Genomic DNA, 20,272 nt, shown 5'->3' with positions numbered 1-20,272 from the left:
GCCGGGGTGGCATGTGCTGCCCCGGCCGCAGCCGTGTCAGGACGCCACGCCTCCGGAGGGCACGGCGCCGAAGCTCCAGGCAGGCACGAACCCGCCTCGGCCGTTGCCCGGGTAGAGGGTGATCCGGCCGTCGCTCCCGACGAACGCGAGGTCGGGGTTGCCGTCTCGCGTCGCGTCGCCCGTCCCGATGACGGCGGCAGCCGAACCCCAGCCGGAGCCGATCTGGCGGGACGGGCCGAGCGTCCCCGCCCCGTTGCCCTGGCGTAGGAAGAGTCGGCCGTTCTCCCGGGTGATCACGTCCGGGACGAGCCCGGTCCACGCGCCGGCGCTCACGATGGTGTCGGCGGCGCCCGCGTCGGTCGCGAGGAGGATCCGCGCGCCGAAGCCGCCCTTCCCGTCGCCCGGGTACAGCCAGATCCGCCCGCCAGTCCGGTCGAGCGCGAGCAGCGCGGGCTTCCCGTCGCCGACGAAGCCGGGTGCGGCGACGACGTCCCGCATCGCGTTCCAGCCGCTGCCCACGCGGACACCGCTGGTCGCGAACGTCCCGTTCCCGGTCCCCCGGTGGAGCAGGAGCTCGCCGCCCGGGTTGCGCACCATCAGGTCGGGGCGAGAGTCGCCGTCCCAGTCCCCGGCGACGATCACGTCGGCGCCCTGCGCGACGCGGACCGTGGTGGGGACGCTCCGCGCGAGCACATCGCTCTTCGCGTACGCGTACCGGTGGAGGCGCCCGTCCTTGGCGACCGCGTAGACCTCGACCGTGCTCCCGGTCCGGGCCGCGACGACGCTGGTGAACGACTGCCAGCCGGTCCCGATCTGCGTTCGCGCGCCGAACCCGCCCTGACCGTTCCCCGGGTACCGCCACATCTGCCCCTGCGCGTCCCGGGCGATGAGGTCCGCGTGCCCGTCGCCGGACGCGTCGCCGACGCCGAGGATCGTCGTCATGGCGTTCCAGCCGGAGCCGGAGGCCACGCTGCCGGAGAAGCCGCCCTTGCCGTCCCCGAAGTAGGTCGTGAGGCGACCGTCGGACGACCTCGCGACTAGCGCCGGTCGTCCGCCCTGGACGTTGCCCAGCATGACGACGGCCGACATGGAGCCCCATCCCGTACCGATCTTGCGCGGTGAACCGAAACCGCCGGATCCGTTGTTCGGGTAGAGCCACAGCGCGCCGTCGCGAGTCCGCGCCAGGAGGTCGGGAACACCGTCGCCGTCCCAGTCGGAACCACCGGTGATCAGGGTCATCATGCCCCAGCCCTTGCCGATCTGCTTCCGGGGCTGCCAGCCGTCGGTAGTGCGTCCGTAGAGGAACAGCCCACCGGCCGCGTCCCGAAGGATGAGGTCACCCCGCCCGTCGCGGTTCCAGTCGCCCGCTCCGATCACGGTCCCCGAGTTCCAGCCGTTCCCGACGGCGGTGGGTGACGACCACGCCCAGCCGACCTGGGTGAGCAGCGACACGACGCCGTTCTTCTGCACGGCGAGATCCGGCTGCGCGTCGTCGACGAGACTACGGGTGATCGACCGGAAGGGTCCGCCGCCCTGCAGGCTCGACGCACGCGAGCGCAGCTCTCCGAGCCGGGGGTAGAGGTTCGCCCCCGGACAGGACGTCTGCCCGACGTCGCGGTGCCCGACGACCGCAGGCTGGGTGCGACCGTCGATGGCCGCGGTCCCGTTCGCGCGGACGCCGTGGAGGGAGAGCTTCCACGCGATCAGGCGCGACATCGCGTCCATGGCCGCGGCCGGAACGGCGACCTGGTCGTAGTTCCCCATGAGCGAGAGGCCGAACGTGTGCGAGTTCACGCCTGACGCGTGCGCGCCGACGATCGCGCGCTCCACCCCGCCCGCGCGTCCTTCCCAGATGCGACCGAACTTATCGACGAGGAAGTTGTAGCCGATGTCGCCCCAGCCGCGGGACTGCGCGTGGTAGGTGTAGATGCCCCGGATGATCGACGGCACCTGCGCCGCGGTGTAGTTGTTGGAGCCGGCGGTGTGGTGTACCACGGCGCCGTTGACGCGGCCGACCTGCGGCGTCCAGGTCATGATCGACTCGTCGGCGCCCCACTGCGCGCGCGTGTTGATCGTCGGACGGGACACGGCGGCCGCCGCGAAGCCGTCGGGTTCGAAGGTGGTGCCGCCGGACGCGGACTCGTCGACGATCGCGGGCGGCGCGACGTCCGGCTCCTCCACGAGCCTCGTCGTCGCCACGGTCGGCTCCGCGTCCGCCTCCCCCGGCTCGATCACGACGAGGCGGATGTCCTGGGGCAGGCTGTCGGCGGCGCCGCGCACCGCGACCTCGACCTCGTCGACGTCCCCGACGAAGGCCGGCTCCGTGCCGTCGCGGAGCACGGTCGCGTCGGACCCGACCTCGTCCTCCGTCGGGTCGTCGGAGACGACCTCCTCCTGGTCGAGGACCGCCCACTCCGACCAGGTCTTGGCCGTGCGCGTCCGCAGCACCACGGTCGCACCGTCGGGTGCGGTGCCCTGCTCCCAGGTGACGCCGACCACCGCGAGGCCCGTCGTCTCGCCGGAGGTCGCGACGACCGTGCCGTCCTGCTCGGGAGCACCTGCCTCCGTGAACGGGGCGTCGGCGTCAGTGGGCGCGTCCAGCGCCTGGGGGCTCTCGTCCACGGCGAGCTCCGCGACGTCGGACTCGATCCCCTCACCGCCCTCCGTGGCCTCGAGCGAGGCGCGAACGGGTGCCGCGGTGGCTGGTGCCGCCGTGGCGGGCGCGGCGGTCGCTGCCGTGAACGGCAGCGCGAGTACCGCGGCGCCCGCCACGAGGGATCGAAGTGACGTACCGAACCGATGCGACTGCATCGTTCCTCCCCTGTGGTCGAGATGTGTGCCTTGGGCACTCTCTCGTCACCGTACGTTCCCGGGAGAAAGTCCGCAGTGCGGGCGAGCAGGTTCAGAGGGTGATCATCGTGCCCGTTCGGGACGAATCGAGCACCGCCTCCGCGACCTCGAGGGTGCGCAGCCCCTCCTCCATGGTCACGACGTCGTGGCGCAGCCCCAGCACCGCGTCGCGGAACGCCTCGTGCTCGACGCGGAGCGGCTCGCGCTTCGCGAAGGCGTACCGCGTGACGTCCCCCTCGGAGACGCCCCGGAAGGCCGAGACGGCCTCCCACTCCGTCGGGATGACCCCGTTGGCGTAGAAGGTGAGGTCGGCGGTGCCCGTGTCGGCGACGAACGCGCCGCGCTCGCCGGTGACGATGGTGACGCGCTCCTTCATCGGCGAGAGCCAGTTGACGACGTGGTTCGTCACGACGCCGTTCTCGAGACGTCCGGTCACCGTGACCATGTCCTCGTGAGGACGGCCGCTGCGGTGGGTCGTCTGCGCCGCGACCGACTGGAACGGGCTCTGGGCGACCCAGGCCGTGAGGTCGATGTCGTGGGTCCCGAGGTCCTTGACGACCCCGACGTCGGCGATGCGCGCGGGGAAGGGCCCCTGGCGACGGGTCGCGATCTGGTACACCTCGCCGAGCTCGCCCGCCTCCGTGCGGCGGCGAAGCTCCTGGAGCGCGGGGTTGAAGCGCTCGATGTGCCCGACGGCGCCGACCAGGCCAGCCTCCGCGAACGCCTGGGCGACCTTCCGGCCGGCCTCGCTCGTCGCGGCGATGGGCTTCTCGACGAGCGTGTGGACGCCGGCCGCGGCGAGGGCGAGCGCGACGTCCTCGTGGAAGACGGTGGGGACCGCGACGACCGCCATCTGGATCCCGGCGGCGATCAGCGCCTCGACGTCGGGCAGGACGTCGAGGTCACCCGACGCGCCGTAGGGGTCGCCGCCCGGGTCGGCGACGGCCACGAGGTCGACGCCGTCGATCTCGCGGAGCACCCGGGCGTGGTGCCGACCCATGGCACCGAGGCCGATGAGGCCTGCGCGGAGGTCGGCCATCACGCACCTGCCTTCACGACGGTGTTGACCGCGGTGACGATGCGGTCGAGGTCGGCCTGGGTGAGCGACGGATGCACCGGCAGGGAGATCACCTGCTGCGCCGCGATCTCGGTCTTGGGCAGGTCGAGGCCCGGCGCGAAGTGCCGCAGGCTCTCGAGACGGTGGTTGGGGATCGGGTAGTAGACGCCCGAGCCCACGCCGTGCTCCTCGCGCAGCGCGGTCACCACGCCGTCGCGGTCGTCGGCGACCCGGATCGTGTACTGGTGGTAGACGTGCACCGCCCCGTCGGCGACCGGCGGCGTGACGACGCCCTCGAGGTTCTCGGTGAGGAACGCCGCGTTGCGCTGACGGTCCGCGGTCCAGCCCTGGACCTTGGTGAGCTGCACCCGGCCGATCGCCGCGTGGACGTCGGTCATGCGGGCGTTGAAGCCGACGACCTCGTTCGCGTACTGGCGCTCCATGCCCTGGTTGCGCAGCAGCCGGACGTTGCGGGCGACCTCGTCGGTCGCGCAGGACACCATGCCGCCCTCGCCCGACGTCATGTTCTTCGTCGGGTAGAGGCTGAACATCGCGAACGTGCCGAACGAGCCGACCGGACGGCCGTCGAGCGTCGCGCCGTGCGCCTGGGCCGCGTCCTCGAAGAGCAGCAGACCGTGCTCCTCGGCGATCGCTCCGAGCGCCGTCATGTCCGCCGGGTGACCGTAGAGGTGCACCGGCATGATCGCCTTCGTGCGCTCGGTGATCGCGGCGCGCACCGCGTCGGGCGACAGGCAGAAGTGGTCCGCCTCGATGTCCGCGAACACCGGCGTCGCGCCGGTCAGCGCGACCGAGTTCGCGGTCGCCGCGAACGTGAACGACGGGACGATCACCTCGTCGCCCGGGCCGATGCCCGCGGCGAGGAGGCCCAGGTGGAGGCCGGAGGTCCCGGAGTTGACCGCGACGCACGTGCGCCCGCCGACGAGCACGTCGGCGAACTCCTGCTCGAAGGCGGCGACCTCCGGGCCCTGGGCGATCATCCCGCTGCGCAGCACGCGGTCCACGGCCGCTCGCTCGTCGTCCCCGACGATCGGCTTCGCCGCGGGGATCAGTGTCTGGCTCATTCGGCCGCAACCTCTCTGATGTTGTCGTCGTTCTCTTCGTAGCGGGCCCCCGTCACCGGGCACACCCAGTGCTCGCCGTCGCGCTCCAACGGTCGGCCTGCTCGTCCGACCCAGCCGACCCGTCGCGCGGGAACCCCGACGACGATGGCGTGGTCCGGGACGTCCTTGGTGACGACGGCGCCGGCGGCCACGGTCGCCCAGGCGCCGATCGTGACGGGGGCGACGCACACGGCGCGCGCACCGATCGCTGCCCCCTCGCCGATCGTCACGCCGACGGCGTGCCAGTCGTCCGCGCTCTTCAGCGTGCCGTCGGGGTTCACGGCGCGCGGGTAGGTGTCGTTCGTCAGCACCACGGCGGGACCGATGAAGACGCCGTCCGCGAGCGTCGCCGGCTCGTACACGAGGGCGTAGTTCTGCACCTTGCAGTTCCGGCCCATCTGCACGCCGGTGCCGATGTAGGCGCCTCGTCCGACGACGCACGACTCCCCCATCGACACCCCCTCGCGCACCTGGGCGAGGTGCCAGATCTGGCTGCCGTCGCCGATCGCGGCACTCTCGGCGACGTCGGCGCTGGGTGCGATGCGCACACTCATGATGGGAGGAGCTCCTCGCTCTCGACAGCAGTGGGCGGGCTCACTCTAACCGCGGCACCGCACCGGCCAGCCTACCGACGCGGTCGGCACGGGACGACTGACCTTCGTCCTGACCTCGCTCCGGATGCTGCAAGAATGAGGGCATGGACTTTTCGGACGCGGCGACGGACGGTCGCGCGCCCACCCGCACCGTCACCGACGACGTCTGGCTCGTGATCCCGCTCTACAACGAGGACGCGGTGGTCGGCGACGTCGTCGCCGAGGCGCGCAAGACCTTCCCGAACGTCGTCTGCGTCGACGACGGCAGCACGGACGACTCCGCGGAGCGCGCCCGCGAGGCGGGCGCCGTCGTGGTCCGCCACGCGGTGAACCTCGGCCAGGGCGCCGCGCTCCAGACCGGCATCGAGTACGCGCGGGCGCAGGAGGGCGCGCGGTACCTCGTGACGTTCGACGCGGACGGCCAGCACCAGGTCGAGGACGCGCTCGCGATGGTGGAGCTGGCGCGCGCCGAGGACGTGGCGGTCGTGTTCGGCTCGCGATTCCTCGACGACCGCACGAGGCCGGGCCTCCTCAAGCGGCTCGTCCTCCGGACGGCCGTGTGGTTCACGAACCGGAGCACCGGGCTGCGCCTGACCGACGCGCACAACGGCCTCCGGGTCATCCGCGTGGACGCGGCCCGGCAGGTCGACCTGCGCCAGGATCGTATGGCGCACGCGAGCGAGATCGTCCTCCAGCTCGGCCGGACACGGCTGCCGTGGCGGGAGCACCCGGTCCACGTGCTGTACACGGACTACTCCAAGGGCAAGGGCCAGTCGCTCTGGAACTCCGTCAACATCCTCGTCGACCTCGTCTTCAAGTAGCAGGGATCGGCCATGCTCATCCAGATCATCCTCGTCGTCGCGGTCGTCGTGGCGTCCGTTCTCCTGACCCGCTCGACGGCGAACGCCCGCCACCAGGCGATCCGTCGTCTGCTCCTCGTCGGGTTCGTGCTCTCCGCGGTGCTGGCGATCCTCTTCCCGGAGTGGCTCACGTACGTCGCCAACATGCTCGACGTCGGGCGAGGCACCGACCTGCTGCTCTACGCGCTGGTGATCGCGTTCGTCAGCTTCATCGCGACGAGCCACCGGCGCACGAACCAGCTCGAGCGGAAGATCACCGTGCTCACGCGCGAGCTCGGCCTGGCCGAGGCCACGCTCGAGCGCGTCGACGACTCGGTCGGCCAGCTCGAGCACGACGAGTCCGCGCGGACCGCCACGATCGACGACGGCGCGGTGCCCACGCGTCCCCGGTCGGAACCGTAGGTTCCACAACTCCTCCACGCCGCGAGCCCCGTGCACGCGCCAGCGCGTCGCGGCGTCCGCCTATGCTCGATGCCCGTGACCCCACGCTCCCGCGCCCAGAACCGCAGCGCCGCGGCCTCCCGGCCGTCGCGCGGTCCTGCGCACGCGAGACGGCAGCGCACCCACCGGGTCGCGCGCTCCGTGGGCCTCGTCGCCACGGCCGTCCTCGCGTTCGGCGCGGTCGGCGGTGCCTCGGCGCTGTCGAACATCCAGGGCAACATCACGTCGTCGAGCGCGCTCGACCTGCTCGACGACCGTCCCGCGCAGACCACCCCGGACCCGAGCGACCCGAACGCCGGGAAGCCCCTCAACATCCTCGTGATGGGGTCCGACGCGCGCGGCGGGGACAACGGCCACGAGGTCGAGGGCGTCGAGGGCATGCGCTCGGACACGACGATCCTCGTGCACGTGTCCGCCGACCGCTCGCGCGTGGAGATGATCTCGATCCCGCGCGACTCGCGCGTCGACGTCCCGGCGTGCAACACGACGAGCGGGAAGACGACCGCCCCCGCCAACACCCGCTTCAACGCGGCGTTCGCCAACGGGGCGACCGTCGGCGGCGACGTGGACTCCGCCGCCGCGTGCACCATGCAGACCGTCGAGAGCCTCACCGACGTCTACGTCGACGGTTTCGTCGTCGTCGACTTCGCGGGCTTCCAGAACATGGTGTCGGCGATCGGCGGGGTGCGCATGTGCATCCCCGAGGCGATCGACTCCCCCAAGGCGGACCTGAAGCTCGCCGCGGGGTGGCAGACGCTCGACGGCGCCCAGGCGCTCGGCTTCGCGCGTGCCCGGTACGGGGTGGGCGACGGGTCGGACCTCAGCCGCATCGGCCGGCAGCAGCAGCTCCTCGCCGCGACGGTCAACCAGGTGCTGTCGAAGAACGTGCTCTCGGACCTCGGCCAGATCTACGGCTTCGTCGACGCGGGCACCAGGTCGCTGACGACGAGCGACAACCTCTCGTCGATCCCGAGCCTCGCCGGGCTCGCCTTCAGCCTCCGGGGCGCGACGAGTGGCAACATCACCTTCATGACCGTTCCCAACGCGCCGGACCCGCGGGACCCCGACGCGAAGGTCGTCTGGACCTCGGAGGCCGACGAGCTGTGGGCGAAGGTGCGCGCGGACGAGCCGATCGTGACGCCCGCCCCCGCGGCCGACCAGCCGGCGGACGACGCCGCGACCGACGCGCCACCGGCGGGCGAGGGCGACGAGGCCCCGGCGCCGGACACCGCCACGGACGAGCCCGCGCCGGTGCAGACGAAGGAAGCCGGCAAGGAGGCGTTCTCCGCCGCCGACGAGACCGCGCAGTGCGGGTGATCCCATGACCGACTCCCGCGATCCCCGGTCGCTGCCCCCGAGCTTCACGCCCCAGGGCGGTCGCTCGCCCCGGCCTACGTCGGCCGACGACGCGATCGCCGTCGGGAACAGCGGTCGCCCCCGCCCGCCGGCCCGGCCGGTGCCCGACGACGCCGTCCGGGCCGAGCCACGCATCCGGCGCCAGTCGTCGCGCGAGATCCCCGTGACCCCGGCCCGCCAGGGCACGCCGCCGCCGGCGCCGCCCGCGGGGCGCGCACGACCTCGGAGCGAGCCCGCGGCCTCGGCGCTGCCCCCGTCCGTCGCGCCGGCGCGGTCGCCCGAGCGCTCGGCTCCCGCTCGCGTCTCGTCGTCCCCGCACGCGAGCGCGCGCGCCGCGACCGCGACCGCGGGACGTCGACCCACGGCGGCACCTCGCCCGCGCCCGGCCGGCCCCGGCGGCCCGGGCGGCGGACGCCCGCCCTCCGCCACCGGGGCGTCCCGTCCGGGCGGCGGCTTCCGCGTCCGCAAGGGCCGCATCGTCGGGCTCGTCGCCGGCGTCGTCATCGTCGCGCTCCTCGCCTGGCCCGTCGGCCTCCTCATCTGGGCCAACGGCAAGATCCAGCACGTCGAGGCGCTCTCCGGCGCTCCCGGCACCGCGGGCAACACCTACCTGCTCGCCGGGTCGGACGCGCGGGGGGACGGCATCAGCGAGGACGGCACCGAGGGCGCCCGCACCGACACGATCATGGTCCTCCACGCGCCGCCGAGCGGGCCGGTCGCGCTCATCAGCCTGCCGCGCGACACGTACGCGGAGATCCCGGGCAACGGGTCGAGCAAGCTCAACTCGGCGTACTCCTGGGGCGGTCCGGCGCTGCTCGTGCAGACCGTCGAGCAGCTCACCGGCCTCACGGTCGACCACTACGTCGAGGTCGGGTTCGGCGGTGTCGAAGGGATCGTGGACGCCGTCGGCGGCGTCGAGCTGTGCCTCGACTACGACGTGGACGACCCGAAGAGCGAGCTCGTCTGGACGGCGGGCTGCCACGTGGCCGACGGGCACACCGCGCTCGCGTTCTCGCGCATGCGGTACTCGGACCCACAGGGCGACATCGGACGGGCTGAGCGTCAGCGCCAGGTCATCGGCGCGATCAGCTCGCAGGCCGCCGACCCCGGCATCCTCTTCCGCCCGGGCGACCAGGTCTCGCTGCTCGACTCCGGGCTGGGGGCCCTCACCGTCGACGAGAAGACCGGCATCGTGGACCTCGGCAAGCTCGCGCTCGCCTTCCGCAAGGCCAACGGGCCCGACGGCATCACCGGCACCCCGCCGATCTCGAACCCCGACTTCCGCCCCGGCGGCAACCTCGGGTCGACCGTGCAGCTCGACCCCGAGACGGTCGGCCAGTTCTGGGTCGACATCCGGGACGGCAACCTCGCGCCCGGTCAGGTGGGCGGCCTCCCGCAGCCGACGGGCTGACGCCTCGGCTCAGGCGCCGAAGCCGGTGCGCTGCCCGCCGGCGCGCGACGCGCGCAGCCGTGCACCCTTGGCACGCGCCTGCTCTCCCAGGTCCGCCTGGAAGGCGACCATGCGCTCGCGCAGCCGCGCGGCGTCGTCGTCGGTGCCCGCGGCAAGGATGCGCGCGGCGAGCAGGCCCGCGTTGCGCGCGCCGCCGACGGACACCGTCGCGACGGGGACGCCCGCGGGCATCTGGACGATCGACAGCAGCGAGTCCATGCCGTCGAGGTGGCGCAGCGGCACGGGGACGCCGATGACGGGCAGGGGCGTGACGGCGGCGAGCATGCCCGGCAGGTGGGCCGCTCCCCCGGCGCCCGCGACGATCACGCGCAGGCCGCGCTCCGCGGCGGTGCGGCCGTAGTCGATCATCTCGACGGGCATCCGGTGGGCGGAGACGACGTCGACCTCGACGGGCACGTCGAACTCGGCCAGCGCGTCGGCGGCGGCCTCCATGACGGGCCAGTCGGAGTCCGACCCCATGACGATGCCGACGACAGGGTTCTGGCTCATGCGCGCTCCTCGTTCGGGTCGGTCGCGGGACGCTCGCCCCGCAGGGTCGCGGCGGCGGCCAGAGCCCGACGCCGGACCTCGTCCAGGTCGTCGCCGCTCACGTTGACGTGGCCGAGCTTGCGCCCGGGGCGCACGCCCTTGCCGTAGAGGTTCACCCGGGCGTCGGGGAACGCGGCGAGGACGTCGGGCAGCGCGTCGGTGAGCTCGTCCAGGGTCGAGCCGAGGACGTTCGCCATCACGGTCCAGCGCGCGGTCGACGCGGTGTCGCCGAGCGGGAGGTCCAGGACGGCCCGCAGGTGCTGCTCGAACTGGCTCGTCACCGCGCCGTCGATCGTCCAGTGGCCGGAGTTGTGGGGGCGCATCGCGAGCTCGTTGACCAGCACGCGCGGGCCCTCCTCCCCCGCGACCTCGAACATCTCGACCGCGAGCACCCCCGTGACGCCGAGCCCCTCGGCGATCCGCACGGCGGCGGCGCGCGCACGCTCCGCCTCGGCGTCGGTGAGGCCGGGCGCGGGCGCGATCACCTCGGCGCACACGCCGTCGCGCTGGATCGACTCGACGACGGGCCAGGTGCGCACCTCGCCCCGCCCGTCCGCTCCGCCGCTCGGGCGCCGAGCGACGAGCACCGCGAGCTCGCGCGTGAACGGGACCTTCTCCTCGACGAGGAGCTCGGGGCCGTCCGTCGCGGCGGCCTCGATCCACTCCGCCACCTGCGCGGGGCCACCCGCCGCGGCCGAGACCACGCGGACGCCCTTGCCGTCGTACCCGCCGCGCGCGGTCTTCACCACGGCCTCGCCCCCGACCTCGGCGAGGAAGTCGGTGAGCGCGGCCCGGGCCGCCGTCGGGTCCGTGGGGAGCGCGGCCCAGCGCGGGCACGGCACGCCGAGCTCGGTGAGCCGGCGGCGCATGACGATCTTGTCCTGGGCGTGGACGAGCGCGTCCGGGCCCGGGCGCACGGGCGTGCCGTGCTCGAGGAGGTCGGTGAGCAGCGCGTTCGGGACGTGCTCGTGCTCGAACGTCAGGACGTCCGCCAGGGCGGCGCCCGCGGGGGCGATGAGGGAGCGGACCGCCGCCTCGTCGGACGCGACGCCGACGGGCGCGTCCACGACGACCTGGGCCGCGGACGAGTCCGCGGCCTCCACGAGCACGCGCAGGTGCACGCCGAGCTCTCCGGCCGCGGGGGCCATCATGCGTGCGAGCTGTCCTCCGCCGACCACGGCGATCACTGGGGCTGCCACGTGCACCCACCCTAGTGCCTGGCCGCGGGGCGGCCCTCCCCCGACCGCCCGTCGGACGGACGGCGGACGGCACCCGGGCGGGGGCCAGGACCGGCCGGTAGCCTCGAGGGGTGGTGAACGACCTGGACCGACGAGCGGAGACGTCCGCGACGTCCGGGTCGCGCCGCGAGCGCGTGCTGGCGCGGGTCCGCGAGCTCGCGAAGTTCGGGTCGGTCGGCGCGCTCGCGTACGTCGTCGACCTGGGCCTGTTCAACCTGCTGAGCTTCGGCCCGGGCGAGCTCCTCGGGCACAAGCCGCTCACCGCGAAGATCGTCTCCGTCGCCGTCGCGACGCTCGTGGCGTGGGTCGGCAACCGGTACTGGACGTTCTCGGACCGGCGCACGCAGTCGCGCGGGCGGGAGCTCGCCGCGTTCGTCGTCGTCAACGTGGGCGGCATGCTCATCGCGGTGGGGTGCCTCGCGATCTCGACGTACGCGCTCGGGCTGACGTCGCCGCTCGCCAAGAACGTCTCGGCGAACGTCGTGGGGCTCGCCCTGGGCACGGCGTTCCGCTACGTCGCGTACCGCCACCTCGTCTTCACGGGAGACCGCGCCGACGCCGCGACCCCGGCGAAAGCCGCGGACGGCGCGCCTCGCCCTCCTGCGGACGTGCGGACCGACTGAGCCGCACGCGTCCCGGAGGTGTCAGCCGCGTCGGCGCCGGCGTCGGCCACCGGCCGCGACGGCCGTCCCCGTCGGCAGCACGACGCGCGGGTCGAGGCGCCGCGGCACCCCCGCGAGGAAGAGCGCGAAGACCGCGGGCCGACGCTGCGCCAGCTCCAGGCGGCCGCCGTCGGACGCGGCGAGGTCCCGGGCGAGCGCGAGGCCGAGACCGGTCCCCGCGCCCGAGGTGACCTCACGCTCGAAGATGCGCGGCGCGAGGTCGTCGGGGACGCCCGCGCCCTCGTCGGACACCTCGGTGACGATGGCGCCGCTCGTGCCGGACGGGCGCGCGCGGACCGTGGTCGTGCCGCCGCCGTGCTTGAGGGAGTTCTCGATGAGCGTGGCCAGGACCTGCGCGAGCGCGCCGGGCGTCGCGAGCACCTGGTACTCGGGCGGCACGTCGACGACGAGCCGGCGCCCCGCCTTCGCGAACGTCGGCACCCACTCCTCCTCCTGCTGGTGCACGACGTCGAGCAGGCTCACCGCCTCCGTCGTCCCGCCCTGGGCGCGCCGGGACGACGCGAGGAGGTCGTCGACGACCCCGACCAGCCGCTCGACCTGCTCGAGGGAGATCCGCGCCTCCTCCTGGACGGCCGGGTCGTCGGACGCGAGGGAGATCTCCTCGAGCCGCATGCTCAGGGCCGTGAGGGGCGTGCGGAGCTGGTGCGACGCGTCGGCCGCGAACTGGCGCTCCGCGGCGAGCCGGCCCGCGAGCCGGTCGGAGCTGCGCGCGAGCTCGGCGGCGACGAGGTCGATCTCCTCGACGCCCGAGGGTTCGAGCCGTGGGCGGACCTGCCCCGAGCCGAGCTGCTCCGCGGACGCGGCGAGGTACACGAGCGGCGCGGCGATGCGGTTCGCCTGCCACACCGCCATCCCGATGCCCGCGGCGAACGCGACGATCGCCGCGGCCACGACGAGCAGCACGACCTGCGCGGCCCGGAGGTAGGCGTCCCAGTAGGAGACGGTGAGGGTCACGAGCGCGCCCGAGTCGGAGTGCAGGGGCTGCTCGATCTCGCGGCCGGTGACCTCGTCGCCCGCCGTGAGCACCGTGCCGTCGGGCAGCGCGACGTAGACGTGCGCCGGAGGGTCGCTCGCGCGGGGCTGGACCGCGTCCTCGATGACGTGGTCCGGGATCTCGTCACCCGTCGCGAGGCGCGCGTCGATGGACCGGGAGAGGCGCTCGACGCGCGAGGAGAGGTCGTCGACCTCGCCCTGGAGCACGAACCGGGCGCCGTAGAAGGCGAGGGGGAACCCGAGGAGGATCACGGCGACGGCCACGGCCGCCACCGTCGCCTGCAGCATCCGACGCCGCACGCTGCTCCTCGCTCCCCGTGTCCCTCGTCCCGTCAGGGGACGGTCAGCTCTCGCCGGTCTCGAAGCGGAAGCCGAGGCCCCGGACGGTCGAGATGTAGCGCGGCGCGTTGGCGTCGTCGCCGAGCTTGCGGCGCAGCCACGACACGTGCATGTCGAGCGTCTTCGTCGAGCCGACGGGCTCCGAGCCCCACACGTCGCGCATCAGGGCGTCGCGGACGACGACCGAGCCCGCGCTCGCGACGAGCACGCGCAGCAGCTCGAACTCCTTGGTGGTCAGGTGGAGCTCGCGCTCGCCCTGGAACGCCCGGTGCGCGGAGACGTCGATGCGGACGTCCTGCGCCGCGAGCTCCTCCTCGTCGACCTGCTCACCGTGCGAGCGGCGCAGGAGCGCCCGGACCCGGGCAAGGAGCTCCGCGAGGCGGAACGGCTTGGTGACGTAGTCGTCGGCGCCCGCGTCGAGCCCCACGACGAGGTCGACCTCGTCGGCGCGCGCGGTGAGCACGAGCACGGGCGTGGTCAGGCCCTTGTGACGGATCTCGCGTGCGACGTCGAGGCCGTCCATGTCCGGAAGGCCCAGATCGAGCACCACGATGTCCGCACCGCTGGCCGAGTCGATCGCCCCTTGACCAGTTCCTTGGACGACGACGTTGTAACCCTCACGTGTCAGTGCGCGCGCCAAAGGTTCGGCAATCGCCGGGTCGTCCTCCGCTAGCAGTACGTGGGTCATTCGCTCATGCTAGGGCATCAGTACGACTTCGGTCCCATCGTGCCCGGTGAACTCTGCGACCCTGGTCGGACGCCGCGCGACCGCCCGCTGCCTAGGCTGGACGCATGGGTTGGTACGAGCGCCTCGGGCAGTGGTCCGACGAGCACCGCTTCGGTGTGGACCTCACCGTCACGCTCGTCCTCGCGGTGGTGTTCGTGCCCGCGTCGGCGGCGTTCTCCGCGTCCGGCGCGAGCGGCGTCGGCACGAGCGGCGGCTGGGCCGCGTTCTGGGCCGTGCTGCTCCTCGCCCCGCTCCCCTGGCGACGCTCGCACCCGCTCGCGTCGGCGGTCACGGTGTACTCGGTCGCGCTCGTGCACCTGCTCGCGGGCTACCTCCTCATCTTCCCCGCCGACTTCGCCGTGCTCGTCGCGCTCTACTCGGTCACGGTCTACGGGCCGCGCTGGGCGCACCGCACCGCGATCGTCGCCTCGCTCGTCGGGGCGGTCGTCCTGGGCGTCGCGCTCGGGCTGCTGTCGGGCCGGCTCCAAGACCTCGCGCTCATGGTGTTCCTCACGTCCGCGTTCGGCGGCATGACGTTCCTCGCCGTCTGGGCGTTCGGCCTCGTGCGGCGGTCCCGGCGCGAGACGATCGCCGCGCTCGTCGACCGCGCCGAGCGCCTCGAGGTCGAGCGCGACCAGCAGGCCCAGATCGCGACCGCCGCCGAGCGGGCGCGCATCGCCCGCGAGATGCACGACATCGTGGCCCACTCGCTGTCCGTCATCATCGCCCAGGCCGACGGCGGCCGGTACGCCGCCGCCCACGACCCCGACGCCGCGGCCCGCGCGCTCGCGACCGTCTCGGAGACGGGACGCACCGCCCTGGCCGACATGCGCCGTCTGCTCGGCGTGCTGCGGTCCGAGCCGCCGCGCCCGCCCGCGCCGGGGGCCGCCGTCGGGCCCGGGGGCACCCTGGCGCTGCCCGCGGGGCGCGGCGGCGTCCTCGGCCCGGGCTCGCCGTCCGGACCCGGTGCGGCCACGCAGCAGCTCCCGGGGAACCCCCCGCCGGCCGCCCTCGAGCGCGCGCCGCAGCCCGACGCCGCCGACCTCGAGAGCCTCGTCGCCCAGGTGCGCGACAGCGGGATGCGCGTGTCGTTCGTGCGCGTGGGCGAGGCGCGCACCCTGCCGCCCGGGGCCGGGCTCACGGTCTACCGCGTCTGCCAGGAGGCGCTCACCAACGTCCTCAAGCACGCGGGACCGGACCCGGAGGTCACGGTCGTCGTGCGCTGGGGCGCCACGACCCTCGACCTCGAGGTCGAGGACGACGGCCGGGGCGCCTCCAGCGCGGCGGAGGCCCGGCAGGACGCCCGCTCCGGCGGCTACGGCGTGCTCGGGATGCGCGAGCGGGCCGCGCTCTTCGGCGGGTCCGTCCAGGTGGGGCCGCGCGCGGGCGGCGGGTTCCGCGTGCACCTGCGCCTGCCCGTGCCGCCGGTCCCCGGTCGCGCGCCCGTGCCGCCCGGCCCCGTGCCGTCGGGACCTGCGCCGTCGGGACCTGTGCCGCCGGGCCCCGCGCCGTCTGGCCCCGTGCCGTCGGGGCCCGCGCTGCCGGGCAGGTCGGGACCGTCGGGCAGGATGGGACCGGGCAGGACGGCCACCGGACCGGCGCCGGGCCTGTTCGCCCCGCCCCCGCCGCCCCCCTGACCCGCGCGCGAGCCCTCCGACCGGACCGACCGACAGGACACCATGACCGACGCCCTCCCCGTGCCCGGCGACGCGTACGCCACCGAGCCGCACGCCCCCGTGCGCATCGCGCTCGTCGACGACCAACAGCTCGTGCGCGCGGGCTTCCGCATGGTGATCGACTCCCAGCCCGACCTCACGGTCGCCGTCGAGGCGGGCGACGGGCTCCAGGCGCTGCGCCTGCTCGCCGACCACCCGGTCGACGTCGTGCTCATGGACGTGCGCATGCCGCACCTCGACGGGCTCCAGACGACGGCCCGCCTCACCGCGGCGGCGGCCGACGGCGCGCACGCCCCCAAGGTCATCGTCCTCACGACGTTCGACCTCGACGAGTACGTGCTCGAGGCCATCCGTTCGGGCGCGAGCGGCTTCCTGCTCAAGGACGCGCCGCCCGAGGAGATGCTGGCCGCGATCCGGACGGTGCACCGCGGCGACGCGGTCATCGCGCCGTCGTCCACGCGGCGCCTGCTCGAGCACCTCGTGACGGCGCTGCCCGCCGAGCAGGTCCAGGACTCGCCCGCGCACGCGGCCGTCGAGGGCCTCACCGAGCGCGAGCGCGAGGTGCTCGTGCTCATGGCGCGCGGCCGCTCCAACACCGAGATCGCGAGCGACCTGTTCGTCGCCGAGGCGACGGTCAAGACGCACGTCGGGCGCATCCTCGCCAAGCTCGGCGCACGCGACCGCGTGCAGGCCGTCGTGACGGCCTACGAGACGGGGCTCGTGCGCCCCGGCGCCTGACCCGCTCCGCCCGCGCCCCACCGGTCCCCGACCGGTGGGGCGTCGTCGTGTCCACCCTGGGCGGGGCACTCCTACGACCAGAGGATGACCCGGCCCGCGGCCATGACCCGACCGTCGCCGGACGCGGCGGGCCGGGCCCTCTCCGTAGCGTCGTCCACGATCCCGACGCACGCCCGTGACCACCGGTCCGCGTGCGGCACGACGAACCAGGAGACGACGTGGACACGACCGTGTACCGACCCACCGACCCGGCCCCCGCCGGCCCGCCCGCGGTGCGGGCCCGCACGCTGCGCAAGACCTACGGCACGGGCGAGGCGGCGGTGCACGCGCTCGACGGCGTCGACGTGGACTTCGAGCGCGGGCACTTCACGGCCATCATGGGGCCGTCGGGCTCGGGCAAGTCGACGCTCATGCACCTGCTCGCGGGCCTCGACACCGCGACGAGCGGGCACGCCTTCATCGGGGACACCGAGGTCACTGGGCTCAACGACAACGCGCTCACGCAGCTGCGCCGCGACCGCGTGGGCTTCGTGTTCCAGTCGTTCAACCTCCTGCCGATGTTCACGGCGGAGCAGAACATCACGCTCCCCGTGGAGCTCGCGGGCGGCAAGGTGGACCGTGCGTGGTTCGAGACGCTCGTGCGCACGCTCGGCCTCGAGGCGCGCCTGAGCCACCGCCCGAGCGAGCTGTCCGGCGGGCAGCAGCAGCGCGTCGCCATCGCGCGCGCCCTCATCGCCGGCCCGGAGGTCGTGTTCGCCGACGAGCCGACGGGCAACCTCGACTCGCGCTCGGGCGCGGAGGTGCTGAGCTTCCTGCGCCGCTCGGTGCGCGAGCTCGGCCGCACCATCATCATGGTCACGCACGACCCGACGGCCGCGGCCTACGCGGACCGCGTCGTGCTCATCGCCGACGGGCGCATCGCGGGCGACATCACGGACCCGACGCCCGAGTCGGTGCTCGCGGGGCTCGACGCGCTCCGCACGCTCGACGCCGGCACCGACGGTCCCGCCCCGACGGCGTCGCAGGCGGTGCGCGCCTGATGTTCCGGCTCACCCTGGCGCAGATGCGCCGCAGCATCGGCCGCCTCGTCGCGGCCGGCGTCGCGATCGTCATCGGGACGGCCTTCGTCACGGCGACGCTCATCGCGGGCAACGTCATCACCCAGACCACGAACGACTCGATCGCCGCGCAGTACGCGGACGCCGACCTCGTCGTGTCCGCCCCGGACGACCTCACGGCGCCCGACGTCGAGGCCCTGCGCTCCGTGCCCGGCGTCGAGGCCGTCGACGCCACGGCGTTCACCTACCTCGACCTCTCGCACGGTGCGAAGCGCGTGTTCCAGCTCGGCGTCCCGGCGCCGTCCGACCCGCGCTTCGAGGCGCTCGAGGTGGTCGAGGGCTCGATGCCCACCGCGTCGGGCCAGGTCTCGCTGCCCACCGCCGTGGCCGAGCGCCTCGGCGTCGGGATCGGCGACACCGTCACGAGCTCGCGCAACGTGTGGGACGAGACCGCGCCCGACGGCGGCGACTACACGGAGGTCCGTGACGAGCTGACCGTCGTCGGGACGACCGACGACCCGTACGGCGCGTACGCCCAGATGGGCGGCGCCGTCGTCGTCCCGGCCGAGGACGTCGCCGCCTGGGAGGCCGCGCAGGCCACGCCCGACGACCCGGCCCGCACCTACTCGTCGGCGATGGTGGCCCTCGCGCCCGGCACGGACCTCGAGACGGCGCGCGCCGAGCTCGTCGCCGCCTCGCCGGACGGGGCGAAGGCCGTCACCCCGGACGAGCACGCGCAGGAGCAGGCGCGCAAGATGACCGGCGACCAGGACGTCTTCACGTACGTCATCCTCTCGTTCGCCGCCGTCGCGCTGCTCGTCGCCGCGCTCGTCATCGCGAACACGTTCCAGGTCCTCGTCGCGCAGCGCACGCGCACCCTCGCGCTCCTGCGGGCGGTCGGCGCGAACAAGGCGCAGCTCGCCCGGTCCGTCCTCACCGAGGCGACGATCCTCGGCGTCGTGTCGTCGCTCGCCGGCATCGTCCTGGGCGCCCTGCTCACGCAGATCGCGCTCCTCGTGGCGCGCGGCGCCGACCTGGGCGTCCCGGTCCCCGCGACCATCACGGTCACGCCCGTGGTGGTGCTCGTGCCGCTCGTGGTCGGCACGCTCGTGACGGTCGTCGCGTCGCTCGCCCCCGCTCGCGCCGCGACCCGCGTCGCCCCGCTCGAGGCGCTGCGCCCGGCCGACGCGCCGAGCATCCTGCGCGGCGGCGGCCGCGTGCGGCTCGTCATCGCGTCCCTGCTCACGCTGGGCGGCGTCGCCGTCCTCGCGGGCGGGATCTGGCTCGGGCTCACCGACAAGCCCGAGATCGGGCTCCTCGCCGGGGTCGCCGGCGGCGCGCTGTCGTTCGTGGGCGTCCTCGTCGGAGCGGTCTACTGGCTGCCCGCCGTCGTGTCGTTCGTCGGCCGCCTGCTCGCGGGCACCGGGTCGACGGCGCGCCTCGCCACCGCGAACACGCTGCGCAACCCGCGCCGCACCACCGCGACGAGCACCGCGCTGCTCATCGGCGTCACGCTCGTCGCGATGATGTCGACCGGCGCCGCGAGCGCCCGCACCTCGCTCGACGCCGCGCTCGACGACCAGTACCCCGTCGACGTCATGCTCGCGACGGACGCGTACGGGTCGACCGGTGAGCCGGTGCCGTCGGACGTCGTGCGCGCCGTGTCCGGCACCGAGGGCGTGTCCCGCGTCGTCGAGCTGTACGCCGCGACGGTGACCATGCCGGACGGCACCGAGACGTCGTTCCACGGGGTCGACCCCGACGCCGCGCGCTCCGTGGTGCGGACGCCGGACGACCTCGCGGCCTTCGGTCCGGGGACGTTCCTCCTCTCGGAGGGCGAGGCGGAGAACTACGGTCTCGCGGACGGCGAGACCGCCGAGCTCACGGGCCCGACGGGCGAGACGCTCGACGTGGTCGTCCGCACCGGGGGGATCGGCTCCGGCGGGCTGCTCACCGTCGACGACGCGCGCGCCGTCGACCCGACGAGCCTCATGTCCCGGCTGTGGGTCGGCCTCGACGACACCGGCACCGCCGCGCAGGTGGTCCCCGCGATCCAGGACGCCGTCGTGGAGTCGGACACGCCCGTGGAGGTCGCCGGGATCGCCGTCGAGCGCGCGGCGATGCAGAGCGTCATCGACACGATCCTCGGGGTCATCGTCGGGCTGCTCGCGGTCGCGGTCGTCATCGCGCTCATCGGCGTGGCGAACACGCTCTCGCTCTCGGTCATCGAGCGGCGGCGCGAGTCCGCGACGCTCCGGGCTATCGGCCTCAGCCGCTCCCAGCTGCGCTGGATGCTCGCGATCGAGGGCATGCTCATCGCGGGCGTCGGGGCGGTCCTCGGGATCGTGCTGGGCGTCCTCTACGGGTGGGCCGGAGCGGCCACGGCGCTGAGCGTCATGGGTGACGTGTCGCTCGCCGTGCCGTGGCGCGACATCGCGCTCGTGCTCGTGGTCGCGCTCGTCGCGGGGCTCGTCGCCTCCGTCGTCCCCGGCCGCACCGCGGCCCGGACGTCGCCCGTCGCGGCGCTCGCCGTGGACTGAGCG

17 protein-coding genes are annotated in these 20,272 nt (G+C 74.1%); 9 read left to right on the top strand and 8 right to left on the bottom strand.

Annotated elements, in window-relative coordinates:
• Positions 1-36 precede the first annotated feature (36 nt).
• The 4 genes from ACPCUX_RS04190 to ACPCUX_RS04175 form a co-directional block, all read right to left on the bottom strand.
• Entirely contained in the window at positions 37-2,811 is a 2,775-nt protein-coding gene (locus tag ACPCUX_RS04190) for an FG-GAP-like repeat-containing protein (protein WP_423388215.1), read from the bottom strand.
• Between the two features lie 91 nt (positions 2,812-2,902).
• Entirely contained in the window at positions 2,903-3,889 is a 987-nt protein-coding gene (locus tag ACPCUX_RS04185; RefSeq protein WP_423388214.1) for a Gfo/Idh/MocA family oxidoreductase, read from the bottom strand.
• Complete coding sequence (locus tag ACPCUX_RS04180) at positions 3,889-4,989, bottom strand: DegT/DnrJ/EryC1/StrS family aminotransferase (RefSeq protein WP_423388213.1); 1,101 nt, start codon at positions 4,987-4,989, stop codon at positions 3,889-3,891. Before ACPCUX_RS04180 ends, ACPCUX_RS04185 begins: the two co-directional genes overlap by 1 nt.
• Positions 4,986-5,582, bottom strand: a complete 597-nt coding sequence (locus tag ACPCUX_RS04175; protein ID WP_423388212.1) for an acyltransferase — start codon at positions 5,580-5,582, stop codon at positions 4,986-4,988. Before ACPCUX_RS04175 ends, ACPCUX_RS04180 begins: the two co-directional genes overlap by 4 nt.
• A gap of 143 nt (positions 5,583-5,725) precedes the next feature.
• Between ACPCUX_RS04175 and ACPCUX_RS04170 the strand changes: the two genes are divergently transcribed.
• The 4 genes from ACPCUX_RS04170 (at position 5,726) to ACPCUX_RS04155 (ending at position 9,689) form a co-directional block, all read left to right on the top strand.
• Positions 5,726-6,442, top strand: coding sequence for a glycosyltransferase family 2 protein (locus ACPCUX_RS04170; protein ID WP_391516212.1), 717 nt, complete (start codon positions 5,726-5,728; stop codon positions 6,440-6,442).
• A gap of 12 nt (positions 6,443-6,454) precedes the next feature.
• Positions 6,455-6,883 (top strand): DUF2304 domain-containing protein, encoded by a 429-nt coding sequence (locus ACPCUX_RS04165; RefSeq protein WP_423388211.1) that lies wholly within the window; start codon positions 6,455-6,457, stop codon positions 6,881-6,883.
• Between the two features lie 69 nt (positions 6,884-6,952).
• The gene (locus ACPCUX_RS04160) at positions 6,953-8,239 is read left to right on the top strand and encodes an LCP family protein (protein WP_423388210.1); all 1,287 of its coding nucleotides are present in this window, start codon (positions 6,953-6,955) and stop codon (positions 8,237-8,239) included.
• A 4-nt stretch (positions 8,240-8,243) separates the two neighbouring features.
• The gene (locus ACPCUX_RS04155) at positions 8,244-9,689 is read left to right on the top strand and encodes an LCP family protein (protein WP_423388209.1); all 1,446 of its coding nucleotides are present in this window, start codon (positions 8,244-8,246) and stop codon (positions 9,687-9,689) included.
• A gap of 9 nt (positions 9,690-9,698) precedes the next feature.
• Here the strand turns inward: ACPCUX_RS04155 and purE are convergent, their stop codons facing one another.
• Both purE and ACPCUX_RS04145 read right to left on the bottom strand, forming a co-directional pair.
• Complete coding sequence (gene purE, locus ACPCUX_RS04150; protein WP_043658982.1) at positions 9,699-10,238, bottom strand: 5-(carboxyamino)imidazole ribonucleotide mutase; 540 nt, start codon at positions 10,236-10,238, stop codon at positions 9,699-9,701.
• Positions 10,235-11,476 carry a 5-(carboxyamino)imidazole ribonucleotide synthase gene (locus ACPCUX_RS04145; RefSeq protein WP_423388208.1) on the bottom strand — a complete coding sequence of 414 codons (1,242 nt, stop codon included), beginning with the start codon at positions 11,474-11,476 and terminating at the stop codon, positions 10,235-10,237. The genes purE and ACPCUX_RS04145 overlap by 4 nt, the downstream gene beginning before the upstream one ends.
• A gap of 110 nt (positions 11,477-11,586) precedes the next feature.
• Here ACPCUX_RS04145 and ACPCUX_RS04140 point away from each other — a divergent pair, with 110 nt between their 5' ends.
• On the top strand, positions 11,587-12,138 hold the full coding sequence (locus tag ACPCUX_RS04140; RefSeq protein ID WP_085387507.1) for a GtrA family protein: 552 nt from the start codon (positions 11,587-11,589) through the stop codon (positions 12,136-12,138).
• A gap of 21 nt (positions 12,139-12,159) precedes the next feature.
• On the opposite strand, the gene ACPCUX_RS04135 is transcribed toward ACPCUX_RS04140, so the two are convergent.
• Both ACPCUX_RS04135 and ACPCUX_RS04130 read right to left on the bottom strand, forming a co-directional pair.
• Positions 12,160-13,491, bottom strand: a complete 1,332-nt coding sequence (locus ACPCUX_RS04135; protein WP_085387506.1) for an ATP-binding protein — start codon at positions 13,489-13,491, stop codon at positions 12,160-12,162.
• A 43-nt stretch (positions 13,492-13,534) separates the two neighbouring features.
• A complete protein-coding gene (locus ACPCUX_RS04130) occupies positions 13,535-14,218 on the bottom strand; it encodes a response regulator transcription factor (protein WP_031316534.1) in 684 nt (227 codons plus the stop codon).
• Between the two features lie 104 nt (positions 14,219-14,322).
• Here ACPCUX_RS04130 and ACPCUX_RS04125 point away from each other — a divergent pair, with 104 nt between their 5' ends.
• The 4 genes from ACPCUX_RS04125 to ACPCUX_RS04110 all read left to right on the top strand — a co-directional run bounded on the left by ACPCUX_RS04125 (position 14,323) and on the right by ACPCUX_RS04110 (position 20,269).
• On the top strand, positions 14,323-15,894 hold the full coding sequence (locus ACPCUX_RS04125) for a sensor histidine kinase (protein WP_144722727.1): 1,572 nt from the start codon (positions 14,323-14,325) through the stop codon (positions 15,892-15,894).
• Between the two features lie 42 nt (positions 15,895-15,936).
• Positions 15,937-16,671, top strand: coding sequence for a response regulator (locus ACPCUX_RS04120; protein ID WP_051876517.1), 735 nt, complete (start codon positions 15,937-15,939; stop codon positions 16,669-16,671).
• 218 nt (positions 16,672-16,889) lie between these two features.
• A complete protein-coding gene (locus ACPCUX_RS04115) occupies positions 16,890-17,711 on the top strand; it encodes an ABC transporter ATP-binding protein (protein ID WP_021482458.1) in 822 nt (273 codons plus the stop codon).
• Positions 17,711-20,269: an ABC transporter permease gene (locus ACPCUX_RS04110; protein ID WP_423388207.1), complete on the top strand. Its 2,559-nt coding sequence runs from the start codon at positions 17,711-17,713 to the stop codon at positions 20,267-20,269. The genes ACPCUX_RS04115 and ACPCUX_RS04110 overlap by 1 nt, the downstream gene beginning before the upstream one ends.
• Positions 20,270-20,272 lie beyond the last annotated feature (3 nt).

It is taken from the genome of Cellulosimicrobium sp. AB352 (assembly GCF_049538415.1).
Classification (GTDB): domain Bacteria; phylum Actinomycetota; class Actinomycetes; order Actinomycetales; family Cellulomonadaceae; genus Cellulosimicrobium; species Cellulosimicrobium funkei.
The sequence above is the reverse complement of the archived record's forward strand: the minus strand, read 5'-3'. Positions and strand labels throughout refer to the sequence as shown.

Coding starts and splice junctions, on each gene's coding strand:
- ACPCUX_RS04120 (WP_051876517.1), top strand. CDS start 15,937: ATGACCGACGCCCTCCCCGTGCCCGGCGACGCGTACGCCACCGAGCCG.
- ACPCUX_RS04185 (WP_423388214.1), bottom strand. CDS start 3,889: ATGGCCGACCTCCGCGCAGGCCTCATCGGCCTCGGTGCCATGGGTCGG.
- ACPCUX_RS04180 (WP_423388213.1), bottom strand. CDS start 4,989: ATGAGCCAGACACTGATCCCCGCGGCGAAGCCGATCGTCGGGGACGAC.
- purE (WP_043658982.1), bottom strand. CDS start 10,238: ATGAGCCAGAACCCTGTCGTCGGCATCGTCATGGGGTCGGACTCCGAC.
- ACPCUX_RS04160 (WP_423388210.1), top strand. CDS start 6,953: ATGCCCGTGACCCCACGCTCCCGCGCCCAGAACCGCAGCGCCGCGGCC.
- ACPCUX_RS04190 (WP_423388215.1), bottom strand. CDS start 2,811: ATGCAGTCGCATCGGTTCGGTACGTCACTTCGATCCCTCGTGGCGGGC.
- ACPCUX_RS04170 (WP_391516212.1), top strand. CDS start 5,726: ATGGACTTTTCGGACGCGGCGACGGACGGTCGCGCGCCCACCCGCACC.
- ACPCUX_RS04155 (WP_423388209.1), top strand. CDS start 8,244: ATGACCGACTCCCGCGATCCCCGGTCGCTGCCCCCGAGCTTCACGCCC.
- ACPCUX_RS04175 (WP_423388212.1), bottom strand. CDS start 5,582: ATGAGTGTGCGCATCGCACCCAGCGCCGACGTCGCCGAGAGTGCCGCG.
- ACPCUX_RS04110 (WP_423388207.1), top strand. CDS start 17,711: ATGTTCCGGCTCACCCTGGCGCAGATGCGCCGCAGCATCGGCCGCCTC.
- ACPCUX_RS04165 (WP_423388211.1), top strand. CDS start 6,455: ATGCTCATCCAGATCATCCTCGTCGTCGCGGTCGTCGTGGCGTCCGTT.
- ACPCUX_RS04125 (WP_144722727.1), top strand. CDS start 14,323: ATGGGTTGGTACGAGCGCCTCGGGCAGTGGTCCGACGAGCACCGCTTC.
- ACPCUX_RS04130 (WP_031316534.1), bottom strand. CDS start 14,218: ATGACCCACGTACTGCTAGCGGAGGACGACCCGGCGATTGCCGAACCT.